This is a genomic window from Kribbella sp. NPDC050124 (assembly GCF_044460355.1).
In the GTDB taxonomy this organism is placed as follows: domain Bacteria; phylum Actinomycetota; class Actinomycetes; order Propionibacteriales; family Kribbellaceae; genus Kribbella.
In genome coordinates, this window is the sequence record NZ_JBITJU010000019.1 from 20,848 (window position 1) to 38,045 (window position 17,198).

At 69.4% G+C, this 17,198-nt stretch carries 18 protein-coding genes; 14 read left to right on the top strand and 4 right to left on the bottom strand.

Annotation, left to right across the window (positions count from 1 at the left end):
• Nucleotides 1–122: 122 nt before the first annotated feature.
• The gene (locus ACIBL3_RS33055; RefSeq protein ID WP_396357714.1) at nucleotides 123–899 is read left to right on the top strand and encodes a helix-turn-helix domain-containing protein; all 777 of its coding nucleotides are present in this window, start codon (nucleotides 123–125) and stop codon (nucleotides 897–899) included.
• Here the strand turns inward: ACIBL3_RS33055 and ACIBL3_RS33060 are convergent, their stop codons facing one another.
• Complete coding sequence (locus ACIBL3_RS33060) at nucleotides 900–2,012, bottom strand: citrate synthase 2 (RefSeq protein WP_396357715.1); 1,113 nt, start codon at nucleotides 2,010–2,012, stop codon at nucleotides 900–902. It lies immediately after the preceding gene.
• Nucleotides 2,013–2,229: 217 nt separating this feature from the next.
• Between ACIBL3_RS33060 and ACIBL3_RS33065 the strand changes: the two genes are divergently transcribed.
• The 3 genes from ACIBL3_RS33065 to pdxH are packed head-to-tail and all read left to right on the top strand — an operon-like array spanning nucleotide 2,230 to nucleotide 5,548.
• The gene (locus ACIBL3_RS33065; protein ID WP_396357716.1) at nucleotides 2,230–2,904 is read left to right on the top strand and encodes a hypothetical protein; all 675 of its coding nucleotides are present in this window, start codon (nucleotides 2,230–2,232) and stop codon (nucleotides 2,902–2,904) included.
• Nucleotides 2,905–2,935: 31 nt separating this feature from the next.
• Entirely contained in the window at nucleotides 2,936–4,864 is a 1,929-nt protein-coding gene (locus ACIBL3_RS33070) for a hypothetical protein (protein WP_396357717.1), read from the top strand.
• Between the two features lie 42 nt (nucleotides 4,865–4,906).
• Nucleotides 4,907–5,548 carry a pyridoxamine 5'-phosphate oxidase gene (pdxH, locus tag ACIBL3_RS33075; RefSeq protein WP_396357718.1) on the top strand — a complete coding sequence of 214 codons (642 nt, stop codon included), beginning with the start codon at nucleotides 4,907–4,909 and terminating at the stop codon, nucleotides 5,546–5,548.
• Here the strand turns inward: pdxH and ACIBL3_RS33080 are convergent.
• Nucleotides 5,497–7,677 (bottom strand): MMPL family transporter, encoded by a 2,181-nt coding sequence (locus ACIBL3_RS33080; RefSeq protein WP_396357719.1) that lies wholly within the window; start codon nucleotides 7,675–7,677, stop codon nucleotides 5,497–5,499. The genes pdxH and ACIBL3_RS33080 overlap by 52 nt on opposite strands.
• 113 nt (nucleotides 7,678–7,790) lie before the next feature.
• Between ACIBL3_RS33080 and ACIBL3_RS33085 the strand changes: the two genes are divergently transcribed.
• The 4 genes from ACIBL3_RS33085 (at nucleotide 7,791) to ACIBL3_RS33100 (ending at nucleotide 10,681) form a co-directional block, all read left to right on the top strand.
• Nucleotides 7,791–8,504 carry a TetR/AcrR family transcriptional regulator gene (locus tag ACIBL3_RS33085; RefSeq protein ID WP_396357720.1) on the top strand — a complete coding sequence of 238 codons (714 nt, stop codon included), beginning with the start codon at nucleotides 7,791–7,793 and terminating at the stop codon, nucleotides 8,502–8,504.
• Between the two features lie 281 nt (nucleotides 8,505–8,785).
• Complete coding sequence (locus ACIBL3_RS33090; protein ID WP_396357721.1) at nucleotides 8,786–9,076, top strand: hypothetical protein; 291 nt, start codon at nucleotides 8,786–8,788, stop codon at nucleotides 9,074–9,076.
• On the top strand, nucleotides 9,076–10,062 hold the full coding sequence (locus ACIBL3_RS33095) for an SPFH domain-containing protein (RefSeq protein WP_396357722.1): 987 nt from the start codon (nucleotides 9,076–9,078) through the stop codon (nucleotides 10,060–10,062). The genes ACIBL3_RS33090 and ACIBL3_RS33095 overlap by 1 nt, the downstream gene beginning before the upstream one ends.
• Before the next feature lie 4 nt (nucleotides 10,063–10,066).
• Complete coding sequence (locus ACIBL3_RS33100; RefSeq protein WP_396357723.1) at nucleotides 10,067–10,681, top strand: CGNR zinc finger domain-containing protein; 615 nt, start codon at nucleotides 10,067–10,069, stop codon at nucleotides 10,679–10,681.
• Here ACIBL3_RS33100 and ACIBL3_RS33105 read toward each other — a convergent pair.
• Nucleotides 10,678–11,397 carry a hypothetical protein gene (locus ACIBL3_RS33105; protein WP_396357724.1) on the bottom strand — a complete coding sequence of 240 codons (720 nt, stop codon included), beginning with the start codon at nucleotides 11,395–11,397 and terminating at the stop codon, nucleotides 10,678–10,680. The two genes, ACIBL3_RS33100 and ACIBL3_RS33105, sit on opposite strands and share 4 nt — an antisense overlap.
• A 292-nt stretch (nucleotides 11,398–11,689) precedes the next feature.
• Between ACIBL3_RS33105 and ACIBL3_RS33110 the strand changes: the two genes are divergently transcribed.
• The 5 genes from ACIBL3_RS33110 to ACIBL3_RS33130 all read left to right on the top strand — a co-directional run bounded on the left by ACIBL3_RS33110 (nucleotide 11,690) and on the right by ACIBL3_RS33130 (nucleotide 16,300).
• Nucleotides 11,690–12,316, top strand: coding sequence for a TetR/AcrR family transcriptional regulator (locus ACIBL3_RS33110; protein WP_396357725.1), 627 nt, complete (start codon nucleotides 11,690–11,692; stop codon nucleotides 12,314–12,316).
• A gap of 145 nt (nucleotides 12,317–12,461) precedes the next feature.
• Nucleotides 12,462–13,412, top strand: a complete 951-nt coding sequence (locus ACIBL3_RS33115) for an ROK family protein (protein ID WP_396357726.1) — start codon at nucleotides 12,462–12,464, stop codon at nucleotides 13,410–13,412.
• On the top strand, nucleotides 13,409–14,539 hold the full coding sequence (gene nagA, locus ACIBL3_RS33120) for an N-acetylglucosamine-6-phosphate deacetylase (protein WP_396357727.1): 1,131 nt from the start codon (nucleotides 13,409–13,411) through the stop codon (nucleotides 14,537–14,539). Before ACIBL3_RS33115 ends, nagA begins: the two co-directional genes overlap by 4 nt.
• A 7-nt stretch (nucleotides 14,540–14,546) precedes the next feature.
• Nucleotides 14,547–15,452 carry a 1-phosphofructokinase family hexose kinase gene (locus ACIBL3_RS33125; RefSeq protein WP_396357728.1) on the top strand — a complete coding sequence of 302 codons (906 nt, stop codon included), beginning with the start codon at nucleotides 14,547–14,549 and terminating at the stop codon, nucleotides 15,450–15,452.
• Between the two features lie 11 nt (nucleotides 15,453–15,463).
• The gene (locus ACIBL3_RS33130) at nucleotides 15,464–16,300 is read left to right on the top strand and encodes a ketose-bisphosphate aldolase (RefSeq protein ID WP_396357729.1); all 837 of its coding nucleotides are present in this window, start codon (nucleotides 15,464–15,466) and stop codon (nucleotides 16,298–16,300) included.
• Here ACIBL3_RS33130 and ACIBL3_RS33135 read toward each other — a convergent pair.
• Nucleotides 16,297–16,551: a hypothetical protein gene (locus ACIBL3_RS33135; RefSeq protein ID WP_396357730.1), complete on the bottom strand. Its 255-nt coding sequence runs from the start codon at nucleotides 16,549–16,551 to the stop codon at nucleotides 16,297–16,299. The genes ACIBL3_RS33130 and ACIBL3_RS33135 overlap by 4 nt on opposite strands.
• An 83-nt stretch (nucleotides 16,552–16,634) precedes the next feature.
• On the opposite strand from ACIBL3_RS33135, the gene ACIBL3_RS33140 reads away from it, so the two are divergent.
• Nucleotides 16,635–17,192 carry a hypothetical protein gene (locus ACIBL3_RS33140; RefSeq protein WP_396357731.1) on the top strand — a complete coding sequence of 186 codons (558 nt, stop codon included), beginning with the start codon at nucleotides 16,635–16,637 and terminating at the stop codon, nucleotides 17,190–17,192.
• The last annotated feature ends 6 nt before the right edge of the window (nucleotides 17,193–17,198 follow it).

The window sequence follows — 17,198 nt, forward strand, 5'->3', positions numbered from 1 at the left end:
CGCTACTCCCGCAGTAGTCCCGGTGGCTAGGACCGGATCGCCGTACTCTGGTTCCTTGACTGCAATTCTCCGAGTCGGCACCCGGGTCGGGCCACGGAGGATCGGCGCAAGGAGTTGAACTATTGGCGCACGGGTTGGCGGCGGGTGAGCCGCTCAAGTTGCGGCTGCTGTCGGCGCCGACCTTCTGGCGCTGTGAGTCGAGCTGGTCATGGGTGTCGCGACCACTCCCGGACCACCTGTTGTGGTGCGTGCTGGACGGGCGCGGTCGACTCGAGCTGGACGGAGCCGATCGGGAGCTTCATCCGGGCATCTGCGCGGTCTTCGCGCCAGGCGATGCACCCACCGCCGGCCACGACCCGAAGCGCCGCCTCCTGGTCTTCGGAATGCACTTCGAGGCCGGGGCCGGCGTGGTGCCGGGAATTCGGTGGGGCGAGGTGGTGGATCGTGAGTTGCTCGGGGTGTTGGCGCGGGCTTCTGATGCGGGGTATCGGCGGGGCGATCTGCTCGGGAGGCGGCAGGCTGAGCTGTGTTTGGAGCAGTTGCTGGGGATGATCTGGGACGCGGTGCACAACCCGGGGCGGAGCGGCACGGACACCGTGGTCGATGAGGTGGCTCGGCAACTTCGGCAGGATCCTGGGCGGGAGTGGACGGTTGCCGAGATGGCTCGGCGGGCGGCTTTGTCGCGGGCACAGTTCACCCGGCGGTTCGTCGCCCAGCTGGGGATGTCGCCGGCGCAGTACCTCATCCAAGCGCGGATCGATCGGGCCGACCAACTGCTCACCGAGACCGGGATGACGGTGACGCAGGTTGCTGCTGCGTTGGGGTACACCGACGTGCCGTACTTCAGCAGGCAGTACAAGCAGCGCACAGGTAGGTCGCCGAGCTCAGCCCGCGTGTGACTAGGCCCAGTCGGGGTTCCAGCCCTCGATGGACGTGGCGGGGCGGGTGGGCGGACCGGAGTAGATGGCCGACGGGCGGATCAGGCGGCCCGTGCGCTTCTGCTCCAGCACGTGCGCGCTCCAGCCGGCTGTGCGGGCGCAGGTGAACATGGACGTGAACATCGGCGGCGGTACTTCGGCGAAGTCCAGCACGATGGCCGCCCAGAACTCCACGTTCGTCTCCAGCACCCGGTCCGGCCGGCGATCGCGCAGCTCGGTGAGTGCGGCCTGCTCCAACGCCTCGGCTACCTCGTAGCGCGGTGCGTCGAGCTCTCGCGCCGTACGACGAAGCACGCGAGCCCGCGGGTCCTCCGCGCGGTACACGCGGTGCCCGAAGCCCATCAGCCGTTCACCGGCGTCCAGTAGGCCCTTGACGTAGGCACTCGCGTCGCCGCTGCGCTCCACACCCTCGATCATCGTCAGCACACGTGCAGGTGCTCCACCGTGCAGCGGGCCGGACATGGCTCCGACAGCACCGGACAGCGCAGCTGCCACGTCCGCACCGGTCGAGGCGATCACCCGGGCGGTGAAGGTGGAGGCGTTCATGCCGTGCTCGGCTGCCGAGGTCCAGTAGGCGTCGACCGCCTTCACGTGCTTCGGGTCGGGCTCGCCGCGCCACCGGATCATGAACCGCTCGGTGATCGTCTTCGCCTTGTCCACCTCGCGTTGCGGCACCATCGGTTGCCCGATGCCACGAGCGGCCTGGGCGACGTACGACAGTGCCATCACCGCGGCGCGCGACAGGTCCTCACGAGCCTGGACGTCGTCGATGTCGTAGAGCGGCCGCAGACCCCAGGCGGGTGCGAGCATCGCCAGCGCGGACTGTACGTCGACCCGCACGTCGCCGGTGTGGACCGGCAGCGGGAACGGTTCGGCCGGCGGCAGACCGGGGGTGAAGGCGCCGTCGACGAGCAGGCCCCAGACGTTCTCGAACGGCACCCGGCCGACCAGGTCCTCGATGTCCACGCCGCGATAGCGCAGCGCCGAACCTTCCTTGTCCGGCTCGGCGATCTGCGTGTCGAACGCGACCACGCCTTCCAGCCCGTGCTGCACCTCGGTCCTCGGATCTGACATGCGGCTCCCTCGTCCTCGTGGTCAGCGCACCAGGCCCACCAGTGGCCGGCGCACTGCTAGGCGCCCAGGCAGCATAGTTCTCGGCGGCGACCCCCGGACAGATCTGTGACGTGCTCGGCACGTCGCCACGAGCACGTGCGGGCCGGGGGACCGGGGGATGAGACAGCGGTTCGTGAGGGCGGCCGGCTGAACCGGGGAGAGGTCTAGTCTCGTGCGCATGCCCGCTAAGCCCATTCCCGGACTCGGACTCGTCATCGGGGTAGTCATCGGTTACGCGACCATGGTCGGCACGTCCTACGCCTCCTCGAAGCTCGCCATGCTGCGCGGAGGGATGCTCGACCAAGACCTCGGCCGCAGCCTGCCGTGGCTCGTCCTGCTGCTGGGTACCGCCGTCGTCGCGGCCGTGCTGATGGCCGTGCCCACGATCGGGTCCGGCGTGATGACCGGCGCCGGTGCGTTCATGACGCTGTTCGGCCTGGCCTTCCTGCTCCTCCCGCTGCGGCAGGCGTTCGACCTGGTCAAGGTCTTCGAGGTGCCCGGAACGCGGCGGCTGATCCCGTACATGATGCTCGACGGAACCTTCCTGTTCCTGGGCATCGTCGTCCTGCTGGTCGGCGTACGGCGCTGGGCGTCGGACGCCAAGGTGCACCGGCTGCTGACCGCCCAGGGACGGGCGCAGGACCGGGCCTACGGCTCGGTGTACCCAGCGCAGCAGCAGCAATGGGGCGGCTACCCGGGCCAGCAGCAACAGCCGTACCCGGCCCAGCAGCAACAGCCGTACCCGGCCCAGCAGCCGCAGCACGGCCAGACCTTCCCCGCGCAGCAGCCACCGCAGCACTACGGTCAGCAACCGCCGGGCGGGCACCCAGGGCAGCAGCAGCCGCCGCGATAACTTTCCGCGCGGGGCCTGCATCTGGCTCTGCATGGAAACATTGGTCGCCTATGCGTTCCACGGGGAGACAGGGACCAGGGCAGCGGCGGGGGTCGCACGGGTCGAGGCGTACTACGACGGGCTGTGGGATCAGAAGGCCACCCACAAGGGCTGTGACACGAGCACGATCGGCCTGCATATCTGGGATCGCGACGACACCACGTGCCTCTGGCCTTCCTGGCACGACACCAGCGATCTCCGGGTAGCCAGTCTGTACGCACCGCTCGGCTATCAACGTGTCATCGGCGACGTCTCGCCGTACGACGGTCCGGCACGGCTGGCCCATGCAGTACGGCGTACTCCGGCGGACTTCCTGGAGTTGGCGCCACCGTTCACCATGGCGGCGCTACATCCAGCCGAGGAGCGCCTAGACCTCTTCACCGACTCCATTGGCGTCGGCAGGCTGTTCCAACTGCGACTGTCGGACGGCTGGGTGTGGAGCAACCGCCCTGCCGCGGCGCTGCTGTTCGCCGGCATGACCGCCGCAGCCGCGCCACGGGGCTGGAGCTATGCCGCGGCGTGTGGCTGGTTCATGGACGACAGCACCCCGTACGACGGTGTGCTCGCCGTACCAGGGGCGACGCACATTGTTGCCGACGGGAGGAGTCGCAGGCAGACGGTCACCCGCATCGAGACCACCAGCATCTGGTCCACCGACAGTCCGGACACTGTGGACGAGACAGCCGAAGCGCTGCAGGACGTGGCGAAGTCAGTGGCCCGCCTGTGGCCCGGCAAGCCGACTGTCGACCTCAGCGGTGGCCGGGACTCCAGAGTGGTCGCTGCCGCGTTCCTCACGGCCGGTGTGGACCTGAAGCTCAACAGCTACGACGCAGTCCCCGGTGAACTGCAGGTAGCCGAGACTCTCGTCCAGGCACTGCCCTTCCAGGTCGAGCACGCGACCCCGGCACCGGCCAAACCGCAGCCCGTCAAGCCCGTGGCCAACCCGCGTCCAGCCACGCCGCCGCCACTGGTCGACCGTGCTCTCCGCTGGCACCGGTACGCCGAGGGACTCCGCCCGGCCAGCTACCTTTTCCACGCCCCGCCGGCCACCCTCGCCAACGTCGTCCACCTGGCCATCGGCGGCGCCGGCGGAGAAGTTGCTCACGGCCACTTCTACCCGGCCGACGTACTGCAGCTGGACGCGCTTCCCCTGCACGACAAGGTGCATGCTTTCGGCAGCCGCCTGCAGACCCGGCTGATGCCGACCGCCGGTCCGGCCGAACTCTCCCGCATGGCCGTCGCCGAGCAGATCGACCGAGTACTGCGGACCGCGGTGCACGGCGGCATCGAGAACGCGACCATGCTCGACTACTTCTACCTCGTCGAACGGCTCCGCCGCTGGGGTACGACGGGAGAGCGCAGCGGAGTCGTGTCACCGCTGCTCGTCCCGTCGTTCGTGCGGTCTGCGTTCGCCCTCAGCCCGGCGGAACGGGTCGACAACGCCCTGCACCGGCAACTCGTGCAACGGCTGATCCCGGAGTGGGCGGACATCCCGTTCTTCAAGCCACAGCCGGTAGCGCGCCGAACCCCGGCAAGACCACGCTGCCTCGCCGACGCCCCCGACCGCGATCGAATCGCAGAGCTCATCACCGACGTCGACGGCTTCGACCCGCAAGCAGTCAGCACGTTGTGGGCGGCATCCATAGCCGGAGCGAGTTCGGCGGCGGGCGAGGCCGCGCTCAACCAGGCGCTCTGGCGGGCGACCTTCGACCAGCACCTGGACGAGGTCAACCGCCACCTGCCAGCACGCCCCGCACGGCCGGCGGTCAAGCTGAGCAGCCCGCCACCACCCGCGAAAGCCGCTGCGCCCAGCAGACGCCTGGTGAAGCACCCGGTCGTACGGCGCTTGGCGCGCAGCCGGGTGTGGAAGGCGTTCCGCAGTACCAGACTCGGACGATCCTGGCGCAGCCTCAGGTTCTGACTGCTGATCCCGCAGTCAGAACCTAGTCAGTAGGCTCGGACCGTGGATCTTGCGGAGATGCGGCGCCTCTACCAACTAGGTGAACTGCTCGAGAGCCAGGTGGACCCGGACCCGATCGTCCAGTTCCGTACCTGGCTCGGGCAGGCGACCGAAGCCGGCCTGCCCGAGCCGAACGCGATGGTGCTGGCGACCGCGGACGCCGACGGCCGCCCGTCCGCCCGGACCGTCCTCCTCAAGGGGCTGGACGCCCGCGGCCTCGTGTTCTACACGAACCAGCAGTCCCGCAAGGCCGACGACCTGGCAGCGAACCCGCACTGCGCACTCGTCTTCCCCTGGCACGCAATGGAGCGGCAGGTCCGGGTCGAGGGCACGGTCAGCAAGCTCCCCACCGACGAGGTCGACGCGTACTTCGCCGCCCGCCCACGCGAGTCACAACTCGGCGCCTGGGCGTCGCAGCAGAGCCAGCCGGTCGAGTCCCGCGAGGAGCTCGACCTGCAGTACGCGTCGTACGAGCGGCAGTGGCCGGAGGGCACCGAGATCGCCACGCCGTACTTCTGGGGTGGCTACCTCGTGTACCCGCACACCTTCGAGTTCTGGCAGGGCCGGACCGGGCGGCTGCACGACCGCCTGGCCTACCGCCGGACCAGTTCCGACGGCTGGGAACTCTCCCGGCTCCAGCCCTGAGGGTCCGACGTCTCCCGGAAGCCGTACCGTTCCCACCACCGCACCAGCGGGCCAGGCGCCCACCAGTTCCGGCGGCCGAGCAGCCGCATCGTCGCCGGCACCAGCAGCGCCCGGACGATGGTCGCGTCGAGCGCGATCGCGATCACCAGCCCGACCCCGATCATCTTCACGAACACGATGCCCGAGGTGGAGAACGCGGCCACCACGATGATCAGCAGCAACGCCGCGCTGGTGATGATCCCGCCGGTCCGCTGCAGCCCGAGCGCCACCGCCTGGGTGTTGTCGCCGGTCCGGTCGTACTCCTCCCGGATCCGGCTGAGCAGGAACACCTCGTAGTCCATCGACAGCCCGAACAGGACCGCGAACAGCAGCACCGGGTTGGTCGCGTCCAGGAACCCGGCCGGGGTGAAGTCGAGCAGCCCGGACAGGTTGCCGTCCTGGAAGATCCACACCATCGCGCCGAACGCGGCCGACAGCGACAGCACGTTCATCACCAGCGCCTTGGCCGGCAGCACGAAGGAGCCGAAGGCAACGAACAGCAGTACGAACGTGACCAGCACGATGAACCCGGCCATGTACGGCGCCCGCTCGGCCAGCACGTCGAGCAGATCGATCACGGCCGCCGTCTCGCCACCGACCTCGACCGAGGTCCCGGTCGGCGCGGCCACTGCCCGCACATCATCTACGACGTCCCGCGCGGGCAACTCCTGTCCGGTGAAGTGCGTGTGCACCACCACCGAGGCCACACCGTCCTTGTAGCCACCGAGCCGCACGTTGTCGACGTCCGCGATCTGCTGCAAGGTGCCCACGTAGCCGGCCAACGCCGCCGCCGGATCCGCGGGCGCTGACTCGAACCGCACTGCGACGAAGATGTCCGACCCGCCGGCCCCGGCGAAGTCTCGCTGCAGTGTCTCCGTCACGGTCCGGGACGTCGCTCCCTCGGGCAGCGCGCGGTGGTCGACCCCGCCCAACTGCGCCTGCAGGAACGGAATCCCGAGCACCAGCAGGATCGGAATCAGCACCACCACGTACCGCACCGGCCGCTTCATCACGCTGTGCGCCAGCCGGTACCACGCGCCGTGCTCAGCAGACGCCTTCCTCGGCTTGAAGATCCGCAGGTTGTTCACCCGGTGGCCGAGTACGGCGAGCAACGCGGGCAGCGCGGTCAACGCCGCCACCATCGCGACCGCGACCGCCGCCGCTCCGCCGTACGCCATCGAGCGCAGGAACATCACCGGGAACAGCACCAGGCTGCTGATCGCAACGCCCACCGTGATCCCGGAGAACGCCACCGTCCGGCCGGCCGTCGACATCGTCACCGCCAGCGCGGTCTCCACGTCATTGCCCTTGGCAAGCTCCTCGCGGAACCGGGTGACGATGAACAGCGCGTAGTCGATCGCCAGCCCGAGCCCGATCATGGTGACGATGTTGATCGAGAAGATCGACACGTCGGTCACCAGCGACAGGCCGCGGAGCAGCACGAACGCGCCCAGGATGGCCAGCGCGCCGACGAACAGCGGCAGGCTGGCGGCGACCAGGCCACCGAAGACGACGACCAGCAGCACCAGCACGATCGGCGTCGAGATAGTCTCCGCCCGGACGATGTCGTGCTCGGTCTGGGTGTTCACCTCCTCGAACACCGCCACCTCGCCGCCGACCTTCACCTCCAGCCCGTCCGGGGCCGCGCGCAACTTGTCGGCGATCCGGTCGAACGTCGCCAGTCGCGCTTCCTCGTCCGCACCGGCCAGCGTCAGTACGGCGTACGTGCTGTGCTGATCCTTGGACACGAACACCGGCGACCGGGTGCTCCAGTACGTCTGCTTGCCGATCACGTCAGCCGACGGCAGCCCGGACAGGTGGCTCTCCACCGCTTGCCGGAAGGCCGGGTCGGCCACGGTCTGCGTGCCGCCGTCGTACAGCAGGATGACGTCGGTCCCGGTCGGGCCGATCGCCTGCTCGATGGTGGCGACCGCGCGGTGTCCCTCGGTGTCGGGTGCGTCGAACCCGCCGTTGGCCAGCGAGCCGAACACACCGGTGCCCCAGGCGAGGCCGACGGCGACTAGGACTGCGGTCAGGGCGAGCACCAGGCGGCGGCGCCGATAGGTGAACCGGCCGAGCGTCTCGAACACGAAACTCTCCCCCAGGGCGTAGATTTGAGCGTCGGATGACTGCGTTAACACCGTTAACTGTTAACGGTGTTAACTCTAAAGACCCGGTAGGCACGCTTGTCAAGGGAGAATCTGTGGAACCGAGTCGGCGCGATCGCCAACGAGCCGCGACGCTGGCCGAGATCAAGGCCGCCGCGCGGCGGTTGCTGGTCAGCGGCGGCGTGGCCGCGGTCGGTCTGCGCGCCGTCGCCCGCGAGCTCGGCCTCACCCCGCCCGCCCTCTACCGGTACTTCCCGAGCCACGAGGCACTCCTCCAGGCGCTGATCGCCGACCTGTACGACGAACTGACCGCCGCGCTGGTGGAGTTGCAGCAGAACGAGGCCGACCCGGACCTGGGCGCCCAGCTCTACCTGCTCGCGAACGGTCTACGGGACTGGGCGCTGGCCCACCCGGCCGAGTTCGGGCTGCTGTTCGGCACCGCGATCCCGGACCCGGACGCCGAAGGCCACGAGAACCTTCCCGGCCATCAGGCGGCGATGCGGTTCGCGGCGGTGTTCAAGGCGCTGGTCGCGCAGGTCTGGCACCAGAAGCCGTTCCCGCATCCGTCCGAGCAGGAGCTCGGCCCGGTGCTGGTGGCGCAGCTGGCCCGCAAGTCGGAGTACTTCGACGGGATGCCACCCGGCGCGATCTACCTGTCGCTGAACTACTGGACCCGGCTCTACGGCCTGATCTGCATGGAGGTGTTCGGCCAGCTGCACTGGGCGCTGGACGACGCCGGCGCCTACTTCGAGGCCCAGCTCTTCGAGATCGGCGAGGCGCTCGGGCTGGACTGCCCGGTCCCCGAATGAGGACATAAGGAAGCCCGCGGACGCTTCCAGGCGAACGACCGGGTGGCCGAACTTCTGGGTCAGGCGGACTGACCTGACTGCCCGCGGGCCCGGTGGCTGGCGTTGGATTGGCCGACCACTTGTCCCACTTATTCAGTGGTTGGCGGTCAACCCGCCGCCACCTCACGAGTCCGATAGCAATTCATGCGTTGGACCACCTCCCTTCGCGTGTACCGAAAACCTACTGCCGGCCGGACCCCCGTTCAACCGGTTTTCGCCCAGGGATGAACGACAATCGGGCCATGATCAGATTCGGCCTGATTCCGCTCGTGCTGCTGATAGGAACCGGCTGGTTCGCGTGGGCGTCGTACCGCCGGGCCGCCCAGGCAGAGCGGGCGCTGGCCGAGCTGCACGCCGAGAACCGGGCGCTGCTGCACGAGGCCAGGGCGCTGGAACGGGCGGTCGCGGCTGCCGAGCAGGGCCTGCGTACGCTCAGCTCGCACCCGTCGGTGCCGCGCGACGTCGCGGTGACCGCCGACCTGACCCTCGCCGACATCCGGCGACTGGTAGAACGCAAGGAGCTCGACGACTGATGGCAAAGCTGGGGAACGCCGCGGCCGCGGTGAAGGCCAAGGGGAGCGGCGGGGTCAAGGGCAAGGTGATCGGCGGGGTGGTGCTGGCCGTGATCTTCGTCATCGTGCTGTTCAACATCTTCAACTTCGCCGACACCGACGCGAACAAGATCGGCCTGCACTACGGCGGCGGCGTGGTCGAGGACAAGTCCTTCAAGTCGATCATCCCGCCCGGCTCGACGAACAAGCTGATCGGCCCCGGTGACACCGTCTACGCCTACCCGATCGACCAGCGCTCCTACATCATCGGCGGCGACGGCGCGGACACCGACAGCGCCGACGAGGTCACCGTGGTCAGCAAGGACAACGTCCGGCTCGGCGTCCGGGTGCAGGTCTACTTCACCCTCAACCGCAACGAGGTGACCCTGAGGTCCTTCCACGAGCGGATCGGCCTGAAGACCGACGCCTACGAGGACGACGGCTGGAACGACATGCTGCAGAGCTACTTCCGGCCGCAGATCGACCGCGCGCTGTCGGCGGTCGCGACCAACTACAACTGGGCCGAGCTCTACAACAACGAGGCGAAGAAGTCCGCCTTCCAGAAGGCCGCGGCCGAGGAGTTCACCCGGCTGCTGCCGGCCGCCGTCGGCGGTGACTACTTCTGCGGGCCGTCGTACACCGGGAACAACCCGTGCGGCGAGCTGTCGTTCACGATCCAGAAGCCGACGCCGCTGGACAAGGGCATCATCGACGGCTTGGAGGCCAAGCAGCGGGCCGAGCTGGCGCGGGCGACGCAGGAGCAGAAGAACCAGCAGGTCAACGTCGAGCTGCAGTCGGTCAAGCAGCAGGTCGCGCTGCTGGGTTCGCAGGGCTACCTACTGAAGACCGCGATCGAGTCGGGCAGCATCCAGTTCATGGTGATCCCGCAGAACGGCAACGTGAGCATCCCGGTGCCGACAACGGTCCAGACCACCCAGCCGAACCAGTCCGGCCAGCCGAACCGCTGACCAGATGACCGGGATCCCGTCGCACCTCGAGCTCGTGCAGGGCGTCGTCCTGCCGCGGCCGGTCGGCGCGGACCCGGTGCTCGACTTCGTCAACACTCGGTCCGACTGGACCACCGTCCGTGGCCCGGCCCGGACCGAGTGGCTGACGTCGTACGACGCCTTCCTGATCTGGAACTCGTACGTCGGTCTGTTGCCGCCGGCGACCGTCTCCCGGCTGCGCGAGCAGGCCGGCGGCAAGCCGGCCGAGGCGGTCCGCCGGCTGCACACGGCCCTGGAGTTCAGGGCCGATCTGTACGACGTCCTGACCGGCCGAACGACCGGTGCGGCCTTCGAAGCAGTGGCCCGGGTGATCGAGCACGCATCCGGCCGGCGGCAGCTCGTGCGTACCGAAGAGAGTGCGACGTGGGAGTTGCCGGAGGACTTGGCGCAGCCCCTCGACAACATTGCGTTGCTCGCGGGTGAGCTGCTGACCGGCCATGCGCACGCGCACGTTCGCAGATGCCCGGGGGAGTCGTGCGGTTGGTTGTTCCTCGATCCGCGCGGGCGCCGGCGCTGGTGCTCGATGGCGACCTGCGGGAACCGCGCGAAGGTCCGGGCCCACGCCGCCCGGGTGCGCTAGTTGAAGAGCGCCGGGTCCACCGCGATCCACGTGTGCCGGGCGCGGGCGAGGATCCGGCCGTCGGCGTCGTACAGGGTGCTGGCGGTGAACGTCTTGCGGCCGTCCTCACCCAGGTAGCGGCCGAGCGCCACACAGGCCTCGCCGACCCGCGGGCGTGCGTCGATGCACGCTGTCAGTTGGCCGAGCACCGACGGTCGGCCCTCCAGGTCGATCGCCCAGCCGCCCGGGCAGTCCAGCGCGGCCCAAACGAACACCGCGTCCACCAGATCGTCCTCGCCGGTCGCAAGGTCGGTGGCCGGCTTCCAAGTGCACGCCGTACGCCCGTCGCCCAGTGGACCGGGCTTGAGCTGCAACCCGCCGTCGTTGGCCGGTCCACACACGAAGCACGACGGGAACGGGTGCTTCTGCAGACCCCGGTACGACGCCTCGGCCGCAAGAGCCTCCTCCGGCGACACCGGATCGACCACCGCGTCGGCCAGAAAGTCAGCGCCGACGGGTACGGCGTTGGCCACCAAGGACTCGCCATCGCTCAGCCACGCGCCCGACGCGTCGGCGCGCAGGTCGAGCTCCCGCTCCAGCGGCGGCGGCATCCGCAAAGTCACCTGCGGCACGGTCCCGGCGTCGATCAGACCGGCCAGCGCGGTCCCGACCTGTCCGGCCACATAGCCGCCGTTGCCGGATCTCTCGGGGCCCTGAAACCGCTTGGCGATCCACATGCCCCCTCACCCTAGTCGCTCACGGTTGGTGCGCTGTCTTGCCACACAGAGTAACCAAACAAACCTTTGTGCCCCGTCGGCGGCGGATGTCTTGACGCTTGGTGAAATACACAGGTGTGAGACCGATCCAGGCGGGAAAGAAGGAGTTTCAGGGAAATCTGAGGAATTCTCGGAGATAACTGAGCTGAGTACTCCTGTTCAAACGACCGCTTGAACTATGCTGACTGCAGGCTACGGCGAGTGAGCAGGTGGGGTGCCTGAGCAAGCAGTGGCCGGGGGGAAGGAGAACTCTGTGGAGACACCGGTCGAAACGACCCGGGAGAGGTTGCTCAACGTTGCTGAGCAGCGATTCGGCGAAGGGGGTTACGAAGGCACGTCGCTGCGCGCCATCACGGTCGCGGCAGCCGCGAACATCGCGGCGGTCAACTACCACTTCGGCTCGAAGGAGGCGCTGCTGCGCGCGGCGGTGGCGCGCGCGATGGCGCCGGTCAACACCGAACGCCGGCGCCGCCTGGATCAGCTCGAGGCAAGAGGTGGCCCGACGCCGGAGGAGCTGATCCGCGCGTTCATCGAGCCCGGGCTGGACCTGGTCCTGCGCCGGGGGGATCGCGGTGCCGTGGTCGCGCGGTTCATCGGCCGGATCGCGTTCGATCCGAGCCAGCGGATCCGCGACCTGTACGCGGCCGAGTCCGACCCGATCGAGGCCCGGTACCTGGCCGCGCTGCAGTCGGCACTACCGCACGCGAACCCGGACGCGGTCGCGTTCGGGTACGTGAACATGCTCGGCCTGCTCGCCCTGCACCAGTCGCAGGCGCTGTCGCGGGCACCGGGCCTGGAGGACGCGGAGAATTCCGGCAAGCTGGCCGAGAACCTGATCGCGTTCCTGGTCGCGGCCTTCGACCGCGGCCTGCGCGCCTGATCCGGAGGCGGCCGATCACCCGCGGCGCCCTGCCCGCGGTTCTTCGGACGCAACCGGACCAGCCTCACAGGTGGTCTGGCCAGAGCTGTCCAAGGATTGCTCACGGATGTTCGGACTGCCGGGTAACGCTGCATAATGGCGCTCCGTGGACCCCTGTGAAGTCGTGGTTGCCGTCGATCTCGGTGGAACCCGGATGAAGTGCGGCCTGGTCGCCGCCGACGGTGCCGTGCTGCACCGCGAGACCAGGCCGACACCCCGGGACGCTGGGGGCCGCGCCGTGCTCGACGCCCTGCTGGAGACCGTCGTCGAGCTCAGCCAGAAGGCGACCGCGGACGGCCACCGGGTGCGTGCGATCGGCGTCGTCGTCCCCGGTGTCATCGACGCCGCCACCGGCACCGTCAGCGCGGAGAACCTGGCCTGGGTCGGTACGCCGGTGCTCGCCGAGCTGACCGCCGCGGTGGGCGACGGCGTACCGGTCGTGCTCGCCCACGACGTGCGCGCGGGCGGGTACGCCGAGCTCCGGCACGGCGCCCTGGCCGGCACCACGAACTCGATGTTCCTGCCGCTCGGCACCGGGATCGCGGCCGCGATGGTGGTCGACGGCTCCCTGGTCAGCGGCGACGGGTACGCCGGTGAGCTCGGCCACACCCGGTTCGTGCACGGTGACGCCGCCGAGCTGTGCGCCTGCGGCCAGTGGGGCTGCCTCGAGACCGTCGCCTCCGCCGCCGCTCTGGCTCGCAGGTACGGCGCTCGCACCGGACGGACCGTGGACGGCGCCCGTGAGGTGCTGGAGCTGCTCGCCGCCGGCGACCCGGATGCCGCGCAGGTCTGGGACGACGCGCTCACCGTCCTCGTCGACGCTCTCGTGCTCTACACGACCCTGGTCGCGCCCACGCGGATCGCGATCGGTGGTGGACTGGTGGGAGCAGGCGAGACGCTGCTGCAGCCGCTCCGCGACGGCATCCACGCACGGCTGACGTTCCAGCGCGAGCCGGAGATCGTCGCCGCCGTACTGGGTGAGGAGGCCGGCTGCCTCGGCGCCGCGCTGATGGCCTGGGACCGCGTCACCGCGGACGAGAACGAGGGGACGGCATGACGACGTACAGGGTGGGCCGGCTGGTTACGCCGGATGATGTCCTGGAGAACGCGTGGATCCAGGTGGTCGACGAGGACATCGTCGCGCTGGGCCGCCGTTCCGACGGGATGCCGGCCGACGGCAAACGGCCGGAGGAGCTCGGCGACGTCACCGTCGTCCCGGGCTTCGTCGACATCCACACCCACGGCGGCGGCGGATCGACGTACTCGACCACCGACCCGGAAGAGGCGCGCAAGGTCGCGGCCTTCCACGCCAAGCACGGTACGACGACGACCATGGCCAGCCTGGTCACGTCGCCGCTCGACGACCTGGTCTCGCAGACCGCGTGCCTGGCCGACCTCGTCGCGGACGGCGTGATCGCCGGCGTCCACCTGGAAGGCCCGTTCCTGTCCGAGGCGCGCTGCGGTGCGCATGAGCCCTCGCTGCTGCGGCCGCCGGTCAAGGAGGACGTGGCGAAGGTGCTCAGCGATGTCGTCCGGATGGTGACGATCGCACCGGAGCTCGAGAACGGACTGGACGCGATCCGGCAGGTGGTCGACGCCGGCGCGGTCGCGGCGCTCGGGCACACCGACGCGACGTACGAGCAGATGATCGCCGGTGCGGACGCCGGTGCGACCGTCGCGACGCACCTGTTCAACGGGATGCGGCCGTTCCACCACCGCGACCCCGGTCCGGTCGGCGCCGCGATCAACGACGACCGGCTGCTGCTCGAGGTGATCAACGACGGGCTGCACCTGGATCCGCAGGTCGTCCGGGTCGCGCTCGCCGCCGCGGGCGTCAGCCGGATCGCGCTGATCACCGACGCCATGGAGGCGACCGGGATGCCGGAAGGCCGGTACAAGCTCGGCAACCTCGAGGTGGACGTGAAGGACGGGCTGGTCACCCTGGCCCACGGCACGCACTCGATCGCCGGCAGCACGCTGACGATGGACGTCGCCTACGCCAACGCGGTCAAGTCCGGGGTGTCCTTGGTGGACGCGTCCCGGATGGCGTCGACCACGCCGGCTCAGACCTTCGGCTGGTACGACGTCGGCGCGATCGAGACCGGTAAGCGGGCCGACCTGGTGCTACTGGACGCGGAGTACGCCGTCCAGAAGGTGATGCGGGCCGGGTCGTGGCTGGACTGATCGGACCATGATCGGCACCGTCACCCTCAACCTCGCGCTGGACGTCACCTACGAGGTCGACGAGCTCGTCGTCGGCGGCAGTCATCGCGTTGGTGGGATCCGGCAGCGGGCCGGCGGCAAGGGCGTGAACGTCGCCCGGGTGGCCTCGACGCTCGGGCACCAGGTGCTCGTCCTCGGGTTCGTCGGCGGACTCACCGGTGAGCTCGTCGCCGAGGAACTGTTCGACGCCGGGCTGACTGCTCTGCTGACTCCGATCGCCGGCGAGACCCGCCGTACTGTTGCCATCGTCAACGGCGCCGACGGGGACGCGACGATCTTCAACGAGGCCGGTCCGTCGGTGACCGCCGACGAGTGGCGCGCGTTCCTCGACCGGATGCCGTGGGGGCGGCTGGGAGTGCTCGCGTGCTCGGGCAGCCTGCCGCCGGGGTTGCCGGCCGATGCGTATGCCGAGATCGCGGTCCGGGCTCGGCATCACGACGTGCTGACGGTCATCGACGCGGGTGGTGACGCGCTGACCGCGGCCGCCAAGGCTGGTGCGGTCGTGCGATCCAACGCGGCCGAGTTGCGGGACGCGCTGGGTGACACCACGGTCGAAGAGGGTGCGCGCGAGCTGGTCCAGCTCGGCGCGACCGCGGCCGTGATCACCGACGGATCCCGCGGAATGGTTGCCGCCAGCCACAAAGGTGTCTGGCGCGCGCTTCCTGTCGAGCAGGTGTCCGGAAACCCCACGGGTGCAGGCGATGCGTGTACGGCTGTCGTCGCAGCGGCCGTCGCGGAGGCGTCGGATCCGGACTGGTCCGTCGTACTGAAGTCTGCTGTCGCCGCGTCGGCTGCTGCCGTGCTGACGCCGGTTGCCGGCGACATCGATCTTGCCGCGTACCGGCGGTGGCAACCTCAGGTTGCCGTGAACTAGGAGGAGAGCTCATGCCGTTGGTATCCGGGGCCGAGGTCGTGCTGGCTGCTGCCAGGGCAGGCCGAGGGGTCGGCGCGTTCAACGTGATCCAGCTGGAGCACGCGACCGCGCTGATCGCCGGCGCCGAGCAGGCCGGTGCGCCGGTGATCCTGCAGATCAGCGAGAACGCGGTGAAGTACCACGGCGCCCTGAAGCCGATCGGTGTCGCCACCCTCGCCGCCGCGGCCGCCGCGTCCGTCCCGGTCGTCGTCCACCTCGACCACGCGATGGACCGCGACCTGGTCACCGAAGCCGTCTCGCTCGGCTTCACCTCCGTCATGTACGACGCCTCCAAGCTGGAGTACGCCGACAATGTCGCGGCGACCAGCGAAGTGACGAAGTTCTGCCACGACCACGGTGTCTTCGTCGAGGCCGAGATCGGTGAGGTCGGCGGCAAGGACGGCGTCCACGCACCCGGCGCCCGGACCCGCCCCGACGAGGCGGTTGCCTTCGCCGAAGCCACCGGTGTCGACGCGCTCGCGGTCGCCGTCGGCTCGTGGCACGCGATGACCGAACGCACCGCCACCCTCGACTTCGACCTGATCGGTGAGCTGCACGCCGCGGTCGCCGTACCCCTCGTCCTGCACGGCTCGTCCGGCGTGGCCGACCCGGATCTGACCCGGGCCGTCGAGGCCGGCATGACGAAGGTCAACATCGCCACCCACCTCAACAACGTGTTCACCGAGTCGGTCCGTCAGACCCTCGACGCGAACCCGAAGCTGGTGGACACCCGGAAGTACCTCGGACCGGCTCGCGACGCCGTTGCTGCCGAGGTCGCCCGCCTGCTGGGCGTCCTGAAGGCTGTCTAAAGGGTCGCGCTGCCGCGCACCCAGTGCGCGCGCAGCTCGTCACGCGCGGCCTGGACCTGCTCGCGTGCTTTCGGGTCGGGAACCTCGAAGTCCTCGATCAACCGGGTGAGGGCGAGCTCCAGCGCGGCGACCATGGCGTCCTCCTCGGACAGGTCGGACTCGGCCACCTCGCGGAGCCCGGCCGCGAGCGCGGTCAGCCCGGTCCGCTCGTGGTCGGTGAGCCGGAGCGTGATCTCGGTTCTGCTGTCCACGTCCACTCCTCGTGCGCTTGGTACAGTCATGGTGCCGTGCAACGATCGTGTTGCACAATACTCGCGGGTGAGGAGCCGGCCGGATGACCGTGACGGTGGACGAGACGCTGCGGACGGCGACCATCGCGGTGCTGGCCGAGCACGGCTGGACCGGGGTCACGCTGGAACGGGTGGCCGGGAAGGTCGGCCGCTCCCGGGTCACGCTGTGGCGGCAGGGTGTGACCGTCGACGTCCTGCTGAACGCGCTGCTCGACGCGCTGGCCGAGGACTACCGGAACACCATGTGGCCGGTGCTTGCGGGCTCCGGCACCGGTCGTGAAGGCCTGGTCCGGACGCTGGAAGCCTTGTTCGACGTGATCGACCGGCATTTGCCGCTCATCATGTCCTCGGACCTGGTCTTCCACCAGGAGCAGGCGCGCAACGGCCCGGTGTCGTTCATCGACCCGTTCGAGCGGTTCCTCCGCGAGGGCGAGGCCGACGGCACCCTGCACCCGCACGGCCGGATCAGCGACGTGGCCGAGGTGCTGATGGTGTCCGCGACCTTCACGTACGTGCACATGCGCGGCCGGCACCACTGGTCCCGCGCCCGGGTCCGCCGGCTCACCCTCGACCTGGTGCTGCGCGGCGTCGTCGCGTTCTGATGAAAC